We start from the raw sequence: 13,346 nt of genomic DNA on the forward strand, positions 1-13,346 counted from the left end.
CCTAGGCTTTAGGCTCTTCATGGGAACCACACAGCGGTTATGATACACGCTGAACAATAGAAACGATGCCCGCCAAACGTCGCGAAGGTGAAAAACGAGGGGTATTTTGAAATTAACAACCATTGTTAGTGGCACACACCTATGTCGCATTGGTAATCCACTAGCCAACTTCGTATAATTCTTCGCATTAATGCAATGCATCAACTGCTTAGTGATCGCACTACATAAGCACATAAGCCAAGCCAAGGAATAGACGATGAACTTCGATAACATCCCCGCTGGAAAGGATCTGCCCAACGACATTTACGTGGCGATCGAAATTCCCGCTAATCACGCGCCGATTAAGTATGAAATCGACAAAGACATGGGCGCTCTTCTAGTTGACCGCTTCATGGCGACCCCCATGTTCTATCCGGCTAACTACGGCTTCATCCCCCACACCCTGGCCGATGATGGTGACCCATTGGACGCGCTGGTTGTCACCCCGCACCCGGTAGCTCCTGGTAGCATTATCCGTGCTCGCCCTGTTGGCATTTTGAACATGACCGACGAAGCAGGCGAAGACGCAAAATTGGTCTGTGTCCCTCACCCCAAATTGAGCACTCTGTACGATGACGTTCAAGAAGTGACAGACCTTCCTGAACTGCTGCGTCAGCAGATCGCTCACTTTTTCGAGAACTATAAAGATCTCGAAAAAGGCAAATGGGTAAAAGTAGAATCTTGGGAAGGTGTTGAAGCAGCACGCAAAGCAATTGAAAAATCAGTCGCAGCTTACCAAAAAGCGTAACCGACTGGGTTAGGCCATGAAGCCAATCCCCAGTCACTATCATCCCCAGTCACTATCAAAGGCTGCCTACGGGCAGCCTTTTCTATTATTAGCCGTTAAAATTCTAAAAGTTACGTTTTAACATTAACGCAGCATGAACAAGCGCGTCACGTCACCGCAGCATCTACGCTGCTATCTTCAGGTAGGATATGCTGTTTCAACATTTCCCCGATACGTCTGCGTAAGGATACTTCGTGTTGTCTTTTAAGCGTTTAAGCCTGTTACTTTTACTCTGCTGGCTCCCCCTGCTAGCCCATGCCCAATGGTTTTCTTCTTCCAGTAATCAAAGCGAATTTTTGCCGGTTTTGGAAGCATTCCAGCCCGCTGCTTGGCATGATGGCAACGCCGTTTATATTGGTATCGATATTGCTGACGACTATTATTTGTACCGCCACCAATTTAGCGTTAGCAGCAAAACGGAAGCCGTGACGCTGAATAATCCCCGGCTTCCTGAAGGGACGTTTACCAATGATGAATTTATGGGTGATGTCTATATTTTTCGTGACAAACTAGTCTTTGAAACTCCATTTTCACCCTCCTACAGTGGCCCAATTGATATTGAATTGACGTTCCAGGGTTGCGCTGATGCAGGGCTTTGTTATCCCCCAGAAACCATTTTGCTTGAAGCATCAGAGTCGTCACCCCCTAACGCCTTTGCAGACTGGTCGGCTGAAGACCAAGCTTTATCCACGGAGCAACAAAGCAACAATTCGCAACCATCTAAACAAGCCACCGGGGTAAATGACAGCCCTGAATTTTCAGCGCCGCAAAGCGAAGACAGCCGCTTTAGCGCGTTACTTGGCGATACCAGCCTACCTCTCGCATTAGGGTTATTTTTTATCGCTGGTTTGGGGCTAACGTTTACACCCTGCGTGCTACCGATGATCCCCATTTTATCGTCTATTGTGGTTGGGCAAAAACCAACCAAGCCTCGTGCGTTTGTACTCTCGGCTAGCTATGTTTTGGGCATGGCGTCAACCTATGCGCTAGTCGGTGTTTTAATGGGTCTGTTTGGCGCAGGCTTAAATCTTCAGGCTCATCTGCAATCAGCACCGGTGCTGATTACCTTTGCTGTTCTCTTCAGCTTATTTGCCTTAGCTATGTTTGGGGCGTTTGATTTACGGGTTTCACCACGCCTAGCGTCTAAAGTTGATGGCTGGCAAGCACGTGCCCAGCAAAGTGGCCCTGCAGGCTTAGCCATCGCAGGTGCACTATCAGTATTAGTAGTTTCCCCTTGTGTAACAGCTCCGCTTGCAGGTGCCTTGGTATTTATTTCCTCAACGGGAGACGCCGCCATGGGGGGCGCAGTTTTATTTGCGTTAGGTTTAGGCATGGGGGTGCCACTACTATTGGTTGGCACCTTTGGGGCAACGTTGCTACCCCGCTCCGGCGCTTGGATGAACGGGGTCAAAATTGCTTTCGGATTACTGCTATTGGGCGTTGCCATTTGGATGATTGAGCGTCTAGTTCCACCATCGCTAGCACTATTACTCTGGGCTGGGCTGGCGATAGGCAGCGCGCTGGTACTGGGGGCTTTAAATATGAATCAACCCCAAGGCTGGCCTAAAGCACGACAAACGTTAGGGTTGATGTTACTGGCATGGGGCGTTGCTCTTGTCATTGGCGCTGCCCAGGGCGGCAGCAACCCACTGCGCCCCTTGTCGGTATCAAGTTCCTCAACGGTCAGTGGAGCGTCGCAGGCCACACTCGCTTTTCAGAAAGTTGATGAACTGAGTGCGCTTGAAACGGCACTCTCTGAAGCCGCGAACGCCCAACAACCTGCCTTTGTCAACTTCACGGCTGATTGGTGCATCTCTTGTAAGTTAATGGAACGTGATGTCTTTCCTGATCCAAATGTAGTCGCCGCACTGAACGATTTTCACCTAATTGAGGTCGATGTTACGAATACAGATGCTCAAAGTCGGGAACTGCTCAACCGGTTCAACTTATTTGGGCCTCCAAGCTTACTTTTTTTTAGCCAAGGTGAAGAAGTCCGTGATGCACGTATTCAAGGTGAAATTACAGCTGCCGGGTTGACTCAACATCTGCAAACGTTACGGCGCTGGCAACAAGGCTGACCAGATGCCTATAGCAGCCTTGTGTCGCGATCTTCGTCAAACGGTTGTTTAAACAGCGATGAACAAGCATCTATTAGCCGCGACTAGACATGCCCGTACTTTTTCGGCAAACTTCGCAGCCATATTAGCTAAAATCCTCATTTTTTAGGACTTAGCACCGGGTAACGTTCAACATCGTGCAGCGTTCTCTGCATTTTCAATCAAGGTTTACTGCGCTAGAGCAGCGGCCAATGCTTGTTGGCAACACACGCCTTACAGCATTGCGATTAACTTTCATCACATTTGGGGCGACAGGTATGGATATTCGTAAAGTCAAAAAATTGATTGAGCTTCTCGAAGAATCAAATATTAGTGAGATTGAAATTCAGGAAGGTGAAGAATCTGTCCGGATCAGCCGCCACCCTAATGGTGCAACATGGCAGCCACAAGCCATGCCTCAGTATAATATGCCTCCTATGCAACAGGCACCTGCTCCGGCGACTGCTCCTGCAGCTAACGCAGAGCCACAAGGTGTAAGCTACCAAGGTGAAGCCGTTAACTCACCGATGGTAGGTACGTTCTACCGTAGCCCAGCTCCGGGCGCGAAATCGTTTGTGGAAGTGGGCGATACAGTTAAGCAAGGCGATACGGTATGTATCGTTGAAGCAATGAAAATGATGAACCAAATTGAAGCCGATCGCGACGGCGTGGTTGAGGCCATCCTAGTGGAAGACGGCGAGCCGGTAGAGTTCGATCAGCCTATGATCGTCATCGCTTAATCTTTCAAATCAACACGGGTGGATACTCCCATGCTGGACAAGGTACTTATCGCAAACCGCGGCGAGATTGCCCTTCGCATTCTTCGGGCCTGCAAAGAGCTAGGGATTAAAACCGTTGCGGTTCACTCCAAAGCTGACCGTGAGTTAATGCATGTTCGCTTAGCCGACGAGGCGGTATGTATTGGCCCGGCCTCCTCAGCTCAGTCGTACTTAAACATTCCGGCCTTAATCAGCGCTGCCGAAGTGACGGATTCTAGCGCTATTCATCCTGGCTATGGTTTTCTTTCAGAAAACGCTAATTTTGCAGAACAGGTGGAGCGCTCTGGCTTTACCTTTATTGGCCCACGTGCGGAAACCATTCGCTTAATGGGGGATAAAGTTAGCGCCATTGAAGCAATGAAGATAGCTGGCGTTCCTACCGTGCCTGGTTCGGATGGTCCGTTAGGAGATGATGATGCCACTAACCTAGCCACTGCACGCCGCATTGGTTATCCGGTTATTATCAAAGCCGCTGCCGGTGGTGGTGGCCGCGGCATGCGGGTAGTGCACACGGAAGGTCATCTGCTTTCAGCCATTACGGTTACTCGGACAGAGGCGCATTCAGCGTTTGGCGACGGCACGGTTTACATGGAAAAATTCCTTGAAAAACCCCGCCATGTAGAAGTCCAGGTACTCGCTGATGGCCAAGGCAATGCTATCCATCTTTATGATCGTGACTGCTCGTTGCAGCGTCGTCACCAAAAGGTATTGGAAGAAGCGCCTGCCCCTGGTATTGACCCAGAAGCGCGTGCGAAGGTATTAGAAGCCTGTCGCCAAGCGTGTCTCGAAATTAACTATCGTGGCGCGGGCACTTTTGAATTTCTTTATGAAGACGGCGACTTCTTCTTTATAGAGATGAACACACGTGTACAGGTAGAACACCCGGTTACCGAGATGGTAACCGGTGTTGATATTGTCAAAGAGCAGCTGCGCATCGCCTCCGGCTTACCGCTATCTATTCGTCAGGAAGACGTAAAAATTAGCGGCCATGCCTTTGAGTGCAGGATCAACGCAGAAGACGCACGTACGTTCATGCCTTCTCCGGGCAAAGTCACACTGTTCCATGCACCAGGTGGTCTTGGAGTGCGTATGGATTCTCACCTATACACTGGCTACACCGTACCGCCACATTACGACTCACTTATCGGCAAGCTGATTACCTGGGGGGCAGACCGGGAAATTGCGCTGACGCGCATGCGCAATGCCCTAGATGAGCTTCTAGTCGAGGGGATCAAAACCAACATTGATCTGCAAAAAGACTTGGTGAGGGACAGTTATTTCCGCCAAGGCGGTGTCAATATCCACTATCTTGAAAAGAAACTCAGTAGCTAATATCAGAAATTAATAGCTGTAAAAGCGCTGAATAGATAGCTGATAATACTCAACGGGGTGGCCATAGCCACCCCGTTATTGTTTTACCTTTGCGTGAATGCACTTACGCCGTGGAGATTGCTGATGCCCTGGCTCCAACTCAAAGCCCATGTTGCTCCAGAACAAGCCGAACTGCTAGAAGATTTACTGTTAGAGGAAGGTGCGACAGCCATTGGCCTTCAAGATGCCCACGATGATCCTGTTTTCGAACCTGAGCGGGGTACTACACCGCTTTGGCAGGACACTATTCTGACAGGGCTCTATGACGACTTAGATGGAATCGACGCCATGCTTGAACGTATTCGAGCAGCCTGGTCTGAGCGAATGCCCGACGAACCCTGCCCAGTGATTGAGTATGAACTATTAGCTGATCGAGATTGGGAAAGGGAGTGGATGGATGATTTTACACCGCTACGGATGGGACAACGACTATGGATTGTGCCTAGCTGGCACGAACCACCAGAGGCAAATGCCGTTAATCTGATACTCGACCCTGGCCTAGCATTTGGCACCGGCACCCACCCAACGACAGCGCTTTGTTTGGAATGGCTAGATAGCTTGGCGGTTAACGGTGGATTAGAAAATAAACACGTTCTGGATGTTGGGTGTGGCTCAGGCATCCTGGCTATTGCCGCTTTAAAGCTAGGGGCAACTCGCGCGGATGGTACTGATATCGACCCCCAGGCACTACAAGCAAGCCGTGATAATGCCGCACGGAATGACATTAACGAAGCGCAATTGTCACTCTACTATCCTGAGCAGTTAGCCAACGGCCTATATCCGATCGTCACGGCCAATATTTTAGCAGGCCCACTGGTTGAACTGGCCTCAATGATTGCAGGTCATGTAGCGTCGGGCGGGCAGATAGCACTATCTGGCATTTTAGCGAACCAGGCAGATGAGGTGTTACAGGCCTACGAGTTACAGGGTCTGATAATGGAAGAACCCACAATTCGTGAAGGATGGGTCCGTCTATCAGGCTACCGGCCCGTTTAATCTAGCCTTCGGCCTTCACCCCATCGCCGAGTAGGCGTATCATACGCCCCCTCTAAACGCCTACTCGGCGACGTTTATCGGTACTACAGCGCAGCATAATGACCACACAAAACTTTCAGCCACCCAAGGTTGGGCCTTACCAGTTACCTAACCACGTTATTTTGGCGCCGATGGCAGGCGTTACCGACCGCCCATTTCGCCAACTTTGTCGACGTTTGGGGGCTGGCTGGGTGGTTGGTGAAATGGTCACCGCCGATCCTTCTCTTTGGCACACCCGAAAATCCAAGCTGCGCATGGATCATGAAGGTGAACCCGACCCACGGGTTGTGCAAATTGCCGGGGGCGATGCTGAGATGCTGGCGAATGCTGCGCGCCTGAATGCAGAACTTGGCGCTCAAGTGATTGATATCAACATGGGCTGTCCGGCAAAAAAGGTCTGCAATAAGGCCGCTGGCTCTGCCCTAATGCGTGATGAAGCACTAGTCGCTGAGATTCTCGATGCTGTTGTAAAAGCCGTTGATATACCCGTTACTTTAAAAATTCGCACTGGCTGGTCTGCTGACGCCAACAACGGTTTACGCATTGCTAAACTTGCAGAATCAGCAGGCATTCAGGCCTTGGCAGTACATGGACGTCATCGAGAGCAGCGCTATACTGGATGGGCTGAGTACGACACTATTGCCGACATTAAATCGCGTTTGACAATCCCGGTGGTCGCTAATGGGGATATTACCAGCCCACAAAAAGCCAAAGAGGTATTGTCATATACAGGCGCCGATGCAGTAATGATTGGTCGTGGAGCGCAAGGTAATCCGTGGATCTTTCAGCAAATCACACACTATCTTACCCATGGGGAATTGTTAGCACCGCCTACTCTTAGTGAGCGGCGCCAGGTTCTCGAAGCGCATTTAAGGGCTCTACACGCTTTTTATGGCGAGACTATGGGGGTGCGAATAGCACGCAAACATCTAGGGTGGTATTTAGCTGAAGATCCGCGCTTCAATGAAAAACAACATTATCTGTTAAAGCAGCAATTTAATGCGCTTGCTACACCAGAATCACAATTCGATTGGATTAATGATGCCATGACGCAAGACGCTGCAGGGCGTCTGCTAGCCAAAGGAAGCCATGCTGCATGACTGAACGCGACCTGCTTTCGAACGAGCTCTCTCACCGCCTTTCCGGGACACTCGCAGACCCCGCCGCGAGTGCCCCGCCGCAACCATTAAGGGAAGCAGTTGAGACAGCAATACGCCGTTACTTCGAGCATCTCGATGGCAGCCAGGCAACCGATCTCTACACGATGGTGATGGCCGAAGTGGAAGCACCGTTACTTAGCTGTGTAATGGAGCACACCGAGGGCAACCAAACCCGTGCCGCGGATGTATTAGGCTTAAATCGTGGCACATTGCGCAAAAAACTTAAGCTATATGGCTTGATTGAAGGTGACGCCCCATAAGGGGCGTTATTGTTTGTAATTTTCGACGTTAACTCCTTGACTCTGCACACGAGCACTCTAATGGCTGATAGCACTGCTACCCCCGTCCGTCGCGCCCTTTTGAGCGTATCCGATAAAACTGGCATTGTTGAATTCGCCCGCGGTTTGAGCCAGCACGGCGTGGAACTCCTCTCGACTGGCGGCACCTTCCGTTTACTTCAAGAAAATGCCATTCCTGTTAAAGAAGTTTCTGAGCACACCGGGTTTCCCGAAATCATGGATGGTCGTGTGAAAACACTGCACCCGAAGATCCATGGCGGTATTCTAGCGCGCCGCGGCCAGGATGATGCCGTAATGGCCGAGAACGACATTACCCCTATCGACATGGTGGTGGTTAATCTTTATCCCTTTGCCGCCACCGTTGCCAACCCGGACTGCACCCTAGAAGACGCCATTGAAAATATTGATATCGGTGGACCGACCATGGTGCGGGCATGCGCAAAAAATCACGCCTACACCACTATTGTGGTAAATGCTGAAGACTATGCCCGAGTGTTAGGAGAGCTGGCAGCGCAAGACGGTCAAGTAAGCGCTGCGACCCGCTTTGATTTGGCAGTAAAAGCGTTTGAACACACCGCTGGTTATGATGGTGCTATTGCCAATTATCTTGGTCGCAAAGTCACCAGCGAAGACTCAACGTTCGCCCGCACCTTTAACCTGCAATTAGCTAAAAAGCAGGACATGCGATACGGTGAAAACCCGCATCAGCAAGCAGCATTTTACGTAGACCCAATGGCCAACGAGCCAAGTGTTGCTACAGCCAAAACCCTACAAGGCAAGCCACTTTCTTTTAATAATGTGGCTGATACAGACGCAGCATTTGAATGCGTTAAAGCGTTTGATGAAACGGCTTGTGTGATCGTGAAACATGCCAATCCTTGCGGGGTAGCCATTGGCACTACTGCGCTTGAGGCATATGAAAAAGCCTTTGCTACCGATCCGACGAGTGCTTTTGGCGGCATTATTGCATTTAACGTAACGCTGGATACTGAAACAGCCCGTGCCATTATCGACCGCCAGTTTGTAGAAGTTATTATTGCCCCGGGTGTAAGTGATGAGGCAGCTGCCATCATTGCAGAAAAACAGAATGTTCGCCTGCTTGATGTCAGCGCCCACTGGCCTGGCGAAGCACAACCAGCGTTTGACTTTAAACGGGTTAACGGTGGGCTGTTAGTACAAGAGCGTGACCAGGGCATGGTAACGCGGGAAGAACTGACCGTGGTTAGCGACCGCTCACCGTCAGAACAAGAACTGCGTGATCTAGGCTTTGCTTGGAGAGTCGCTAAATTTGTTAAATCGAACGCCATTGTATATGCCAAAGAAGGGCAAACCATTGGCGTTGGCGCTGGTCAAATGAGTCGAGTTTACTCGGCCAAAATTGCAGGTATTAAAGCAGCCGATGAGGGCCTTTCCGTGCCTGGCTCAGTAATGGCATCGGATGCCTTCTTCCCCTTCCGTGATGGCATTGATGCCGCTGCAGCCGCAGGCATTACCGCGGTAATTCAGCCAGGCGGTTCAATGCGTGACCAGGAAGTGATTGATGCTGCTAACGAAGCAGGCATTGCTATGGTATTTACGGGCATGCGCCACTTCCGCCATTAATCATCTGGCCATAAAAGCAGGCCCCCACTGGTTTTCCGGTGGGGGCCTGCTTGCTGATAGCGCTATTTATTAGTAATGCTATTTATTAGTAGTAATTGTGCCTGCGCTTAACCGAGATCAATGCATAGATATTTTGTCTCAAGGTACTCTTCCAAGCCTTGATGCCCACCTTCTCGCCCAAGGCCAGATGCTTTTACGCCACCAAAGGGGGCAGCTGCATTAGAAATAAGACCGGTATTAACTCCTACCATGCCGTACTCAAGTGCATCAGCAACACGCCAGACGCGACCCAGATCTCGCGAATAGAAATAAGAGGCTAAGCCATACTCGGTGTCATTAGCCATCTCAATGGCCGTTTCCTCATCATCGAAGGGAAAGACCGCTGCTAATGGCCCAAACGTTTCTTCCTGAGCAACTTTCATTTTATCCGTTGCAAAACTGATCAATGTGGGCGTAAAAAAGTTTCCACCCAACGGGTGCGGATGACCACCTAATAGCAGCTCAGCCCCTTTATCGACTGCATCTTGCACGTGCTCACTCACCTTTTTGACCGCGTCACTGTCGATAAGCGGCCCAATGTTGATGTTGGGCTCGGTGCCATTGCCCACATACAACTCACTATTCATAGCAACTGCCAACTTCTCACAGAAAGCATTGATAACACTGGACTGCACCAAAAACCGATTAGTACAGACACATGTCTGGCCCGCATTACGAAACTTAGCCGCCATGGCACCCTCAACAGCGGCATCAAGGTCTGCATCTTCAAAAACGATGAAAGGCGCATTACCCCCTAACTCAAGAGAGATTTTTTGGACATGCTCAGCCGCTTGGGCCATAAGCTTACGCCCAACTTCCGTCGATCCTGTAAAGGTGATTTTGCGCACTTTGGGAGATTGGGTAAGCGCCTTAGCGATATCCGCCGCACTGCCGGGGACTACATTGAATACGCCACGGGGTATACCTGCTCTTTCTGCCAACATAGCAAGCGCAGTGGCAGAAAAAGGCGTTTGGCTAGCAGGCTTAACAACAATCGTACAACCTGCTGCTAACGCAGCACCCGCTTTACGGGTAATCATGGCAGCTGGGAAATTCCAAGGAGTAATAGCCCCCACAACCCCAACTGGCTGCTTTGTTACCACGATGCGCTGGTTAGCTTTAGCGGCAGGAATCGTCTCGCCGTAGACACGACGCGCCTCTTCTGCAAACCAACGCAAGAAGCTTGCGGCATAAACAATTTCGCCTTCGGCCTCTTTTACCGGCTTGCCTTGCTCATAGGTCATAAGCAAAGCAAGATCATGTTTATGTTCCAGCATGAGATCATGCCACTTCAGCAACAGATCAGCTCGTTCCTGAGCGGTCAAAGCACGCCAAGCGGGTAAGGCAGCATCCGCTGCATCAATAGCACGCTCAGTTTCAGCCTTGCCCAGCCGGGGCATGTCGCCAACAGGCTCGCCCGTAGCTGGGTTTAAGACATTAATTTGCTCGCCGCTGTCGGCGGCAACCCAACTGCCATCAATATAGGCAAACGGGCAATATAGCTGTGTTTCTTTCAGCGCTTCCATGACAGACTCCTGACCAAAATTTGGCCTCACGGGCTCATTGACCTGTTCATGCTAAGACGAAACCGCGTAATTAACCAAATCTTTGCGATGAAATCTGCCAAAGGTTTTCTGCCAACGCCTCAGCTGATAAGCGTTAAAAACTCCTGCCTTGTCGCCTGGTTAGTGCGGAAACCACCCAACATCACAGAAGACGTCATACTTGAATTTTGCTTTTCCACACCGCGCATCATCATGCAAAGATGGCGTGCTTCAATCACCACTGCGACACCTCTTGACTGGGTCACTTGCTGCACTGCCTCAGCAATCTCACGGGTCAAATTTTCTTGAATTTGCATACGCCTAGCGTACATATCAACAATACGGGCAAATTTTGACAAACCTAATACTTTACCGCTGGGAAGATAGGCAATATGACATTTACCAATAAATGGCAGCAGGTGGTGCTCACACATCGAGTACATCTCAATGTCTTTTACCAGTACCATTTCATCTGTTTGTGACTCAAATACCGCCCCATTGACAATTTCTTCAAGCGATTGCTGATAACCAGCATTCAAGAACTGCATAGCTTTTGCAGCTCTTTTAGGCGTGTCGCGCAGCCCCTCGCGATCAGGGTTTTCGCCAATTGCTGAAATAATATGGCGGTAGTGCTGAGCAATGTCGTCGGTCATTTGTAGCCTCATCAAAACTGTACGTACCAGCAATTAGATAAACGCATGAAATACAAGAGCGTTTTATCGCCAGCGAAAATATAGATACTTTCAATAGCTTGAACTGTGCATCAATAATGTACAAAAAATATACTTGAAACAACTTTTGCACAATAAAAAACACGGTAGATCACTATTTTAACGCACCTAACTCTGCTGTGGCAGAGTGCCGCGCTCCCCCCTTTGAGACTATTTAAGCTGTGCTATCATTCATCTAACTAGTCAGCTTAATTCGTAGTGCTCATCTGAGAGTTTCTTATGTCATTCAAACCTGCATCATTTTTCTTAACCGCCCTACTCGGAACTGCATTGGCCACCCCTTCACTGGCCGCCGAGCAAACATTAACCCTACCCAGTGGGGCGAGTGTCGGCGTTGAAGTCACCGAAGAATTTACTTTTACCGACAGCAAATCGCGCCATGAGGAGATCTTACTTCACCCTACCCAAGCTGAGGGTGCTTCCCATGAGTTGCCTGAATATTGTGTGCTCGTCGCCAATGCTCAGCTTTCCAGTGGACGAATTCGTATCACGACACAAGACGCAACCTGTATTGAGACAAACGACGCTGAAAGCGCTATTTTCACAGGGTCATTTAGTGCAAGTGCATATGCGCAAGATGGTCAGTATGGGCTTGCCTGCGACGATGCTTCGTGCACCTTATCGCCAGGTCAATCGTTTGTAGTTACGCTAGACAAAGATATCGACATAAACGCGCAAGATAATCCTTCAGCAGAGATTAACGCGGCTCGGCGACAAGCGGATGGAGAGGGCGTCGCCAACCCCATCCCATCGGATCAGCCTGACCCCGATGAGAGCGCTGAAAACCCACGCTCTGTTAACCAACCTGAATAGTCCCTCACTTCACTAGCAGGCAATGGCTGCATGACTTTAACCATTGTCATGCTAGCCAAATAGGCCTCTCAAGCTGTAATAGTTGCTGCTCAAGCTGGCGGATGTGCTGGTCCCAATAACCGCGCTCTGCCAGCCATGGAAAAGCACGCGGAAAGGCAGGGTCTTCCCAGCGAGAAACCAGCCATGCGGTATAACGGATAAGGCGATAAGCCCTTAGTGGCTCAATTAATGAAAGCTGGTCATGCGGAAAGGCCCGTTCTTCCTCATATCCTTCAACAATTTCACTTAACTGTGCTCGCCAACTAGAGGGGTCACCCTCGGGGAGCAGCATCCAAATATCTTGTATTGCAGGCGCCATAAGACAATCATCAAAATCTACTAAGGTGAATGCCTCGTCTCTTCCTAGCACATTGCCTAAATGACAATCGCCATGCGTTCGAATCAGCCGGTTGTGGGCAAGGGGATAGTTATCTAACTGGCCAAGAATTTTTTGAACGACATTTCTATAAGCACGCTGCTGATGCTTGCTTAGTCTTTCGCTTTTGATAACACGAGCTTCTGCATCATTAATATCGCTTTGCCAATCAAGTGTTGGCCGGTGGTGAAATGCCTGTCGAGCGGATACCGCATGCAGCCGCCCTATTACGTTACCGAGTGCAAAAAGATGCGCGGGATTGTCTAATTCAGGCGCTTGGCCACTACACTGAGGATAAAGCGTGAAGCGAAACTGCTGATAGGTATGGAGTGATTCACCACACTGATCTCGCCAGGGCGCGATAACAGGCACGTCGGCATTAGCCAACTCTTGAAGAAAATCATGCTCTTCCTGAATAACGCTATCCGCCCAACGACCAGGACGATAAAATTTCACGACCCAACGCTCACCGTCCTCGTCGCGAAACATCAATACGCGATTTTCATAGCTGTTCAGTGCAAACGGCTCACCAGCTGGCCAAATGCCTACCGATTCCGCAGCAGACATCACTAAATCGGGAGAAAGCGTGCTAAACGGGTGTGGCATAAACCGCTCCTATCCAATAAAGCCTGCATT

12 protein-coding genes are annotated in these 13,346 nt (G+C 49.9%); 9 read left to right on the forward strand and 3 right to left on the reverse strand.

Annotation, left to right across the window (positions count from 1 at the left end; all coding sequences use genetic code 11):
* Positions 1-256 precede the first annotated feature (256 nt).
* The 8 genes from ppa to purH all read left to right on the forward strand — a co-directional run bounded on the left by ppa (position 257) and on the right by purH (position 9,168).
* On the forward strand, positions 257-787 hold the full coding sequence (ppa, locus tag K1Y77_RS09125) for an inorganic diphosphatase (protein ID WP_009724723.1): 531 nt from the start codon (positions 257-259) through the stop codon (positions 785-787).
* A gap of 233 nt (positions 788-1,020) precedes the next feature.
* Entirely contained in the window at positions 1,021-2,904 is a 1,884-nt protein-coding gene (gene dsbD / locus K1Y77_RS09130) for a protein-disulfide reductase DsbD (RefSeq protein ID WP_264428093.1), read from the forward strand.
* A 296-nt stretch (positions 2,905-3,200) separates the two neighbouring features.
* Positions 3,201-3,662, forward strand: coding sequence for an acetyl-CoA carboxylase biotin carboxyl carrier protein (gene accB / locus K1Y77_RS09135; RefSeq protein ID WP_030072766.1), 462 nt, complete (start codon positions 3,201-3,203; stop codon positions 3,660-3,662).
* 30 nt (positions 3,663-3,692) lie between these two features.
* Positions 3,693-5,033: an acetyl-CoA carboxylase biotin carboxylase subunit gene (gene accC / locus K1Y77_RS09140; RefSeq protein WP_030072764.1), complete on the forward strand. Its 1,341-nt coding sequence runs from the start codon at positions 3,693-3,695 to the stop codon at positions 5,031-5,033.
* Positions 5,034-5,156: 123 nt separating this feature from the next.
* Positions 5,157-6,068 (forward strand): 50S ribosomal protein L11 methyltransferase, encoded by a 912-nt coding sequence (prmA, locus tag K1Y77_RS09145; RefSeq protein ID WP_264018202.1) that lies wholly within the window; start codon positions 5,157-5,159, stop codon positions 6,066-6,068.
* Positions 6,069-6,166: 98 nt separating this feature from the next.
* Complete coding sequence (gene dusB / locus K1Y77_RS09150) at positions 6,167-7,207, forward strand: tRNA dihydrouridine synthase DusB (protein ID WP_084180449.1); 1,041 nt, start codon at positions 6,167-6,169, stop codon at positions 7,205-7,207.
* On the forward strand, positions 7,204-7,527 hold the full coding sequence (gene fis / locus K1Y77_RS09155; protein WP_030072758.1) for a DNA-binding transcriptional regulator Fis: 324 nt from the start codon (positions 7,204-7,206) through the stop codon (positions 7,525-7,527). The genes dusB and fis overlap by 4 nt, the downstream gene beginning before the upstream one ends.
* A gap of 60 nt (positions 7,528-7,587) precedes the next feature.
* Positions 7,588-9,168 (forward strand): bifunctional phosphoribosylaminoimidazolecarboxamide formyltransferase/IMP cyclohydrolase, encoded by a 1,581-nt coding sequence (purH, locus tag K1Y77_RS09160; RefSeq protein WP_030072756.1) that lies wholly within the window; start codon positions 7,588-7,590, stop codon positions 9,166-9,168.
* 107 nt (positions 9,169-9,275) lie between these two features.
* Here purH and K1Y77_RS09165 read toward each other — a convergent pair whose 3' ends face one another.
* A complete protein-coding gene (locus K1Y77_RS09165) occupies positions 9,276-10,733 on the reverse strand; it encodes an NAD-dependent succinate-semialdehyde dehydrogenase (protein WP_030072754.1) in 1,458 nt (485 codons plus the stop codon).
* Positions 10,734-10,852: 119 nt separating this feature from the next.
* Positions 10,853-11,404, reverse strand: a complete 552-nt coding sequence (gene folE, locus K1Y77_RS09170; RefSeq protein WP_030072751.1) for a GTP cyclohydrolase I FolE — start codon at positions 11,402-11,404, stop codon at positions 10,853-10,855.
* Positions 11,405-11,701: 297 nt separating this feature from the next.
* On the opposite strand from folE, the gene K1Y77_RS09175 reads away from it, so the two are divergent.
* Positions 11,702-12,295 (forward strand): hypothetical protein, encoded by a 594-nt coding sequence (locus tag K1Y77_RS09175; protein ID WP_264428099.1) that lies wholly within the window; start codon positions 11,702-11,704, stop codon positions 12,293-12,295.
* A 46-nt stretch (positions 12,296-12,341) separates the two neighbouring features.
* Here K1Y77_RS09175 and K1Y77_RS09180 read toward each other — a convergent pair whose 3' ends face one another.
* A complete protein-coding gene (locus K1Y77_RS09180) occupies positions 12,342-13,316 on the reverse strand; it encodes a serine/threonine protein kinase (RefSeq protein ID WP_030072747.1) in 975 nt (324 codons plus the stop codon).
* Positions 13,317-13,346 lie beyond the last annotated feature (30 nt).

The organism is Halomonas qaidamensis, from assembly GCF_025917315.1.
Lineage (GTDB): Bacteria > Pseudomonadota > Gammaproteobacteria > Pseudomonadales > Halomonadaceae > Vreelandella > Vreelandella qaidamensis.

What these genes read in the sequence shown, in the direction of transcription:
- K1Y77_RS09180 (WP_030072747.1), bottom strand. Translation starts at nt 13,316, where the DNA reads ATGCCACACCCGTTTAGCACGCTTTCTCCCGATTTAGTGATGTCTGCT.
- K1Y77_RS09175 (WP_264428099.1), top strand. Translation starts at nt 11,702, where the DNA reads ATGTCATTCAAACCTGCATCATTTTTCTTAACCGCCCTACTCGGAACT.
- accC (WP_030072764.1), top strand. Translation starts at nt 3,693, where the DNA reads ATGCTGGACAAGGTACTTATCGCAAACCGCGGCGAGATTGCCCTTCGC.
- dusB (WP_084180449.1), top strand. Translation starts at nt 6,167, where the DNA reads ATGACCACACAAAACTTTCAGCCACCCAAGGTTGGGCCTTACCAGTTA.
- fis (WP_030072758.1), top strand. Translation starts at nt 7,204, where the DNA reads ATGACTGAACGCGACCTGCTTTCGAACGAGCTCTCTCACCGCCTTTCC.
- accB (WP_030072766.1), top strand. Translation starts at nt 3,201, where the DNA reads ATGGATATTCGTAAAGTCAAAAAATTGATTGAGCTTCTCGAAGAATCA.
- prmA (WP_264018202.1), top strand. Translation starts at nt 5,157, where the DNA reads ATGCCCTGGCTCCAACTCAAAGCCCATGTTGCTCCAGAACAAGCCGAA.
- folE (WP_030072751.1), bottom strand. Translation starts at nt 11,404, where the DNA reads ATGACCGACGACATTGCTCAGCACTACCGCCATATTATTTCAGCAATT.
- K1Y77_RS09165 (WP_030072754.1), bottom strand. Translation starts at nt 10,733, where the DNA reads ATGGAAGCGCTGAAAGAAACACAGCTATATTGCCCGTTTGCCTATATT.
- purH (WP_030072756.1), top strand. Translation starts at nt 7,588, where the DNA reads ATGGCTGATAGCACTGCTACCCCCGTCCGTCGCGCCCTTTTGAGCGTA.
- ppa (WP_009724723.1), top strand. Translation starts at nt 257, where the DNA reads ATGAACTTCGATAACATCCCCGCTGGAAAGGATCTGCCCAACGACATT.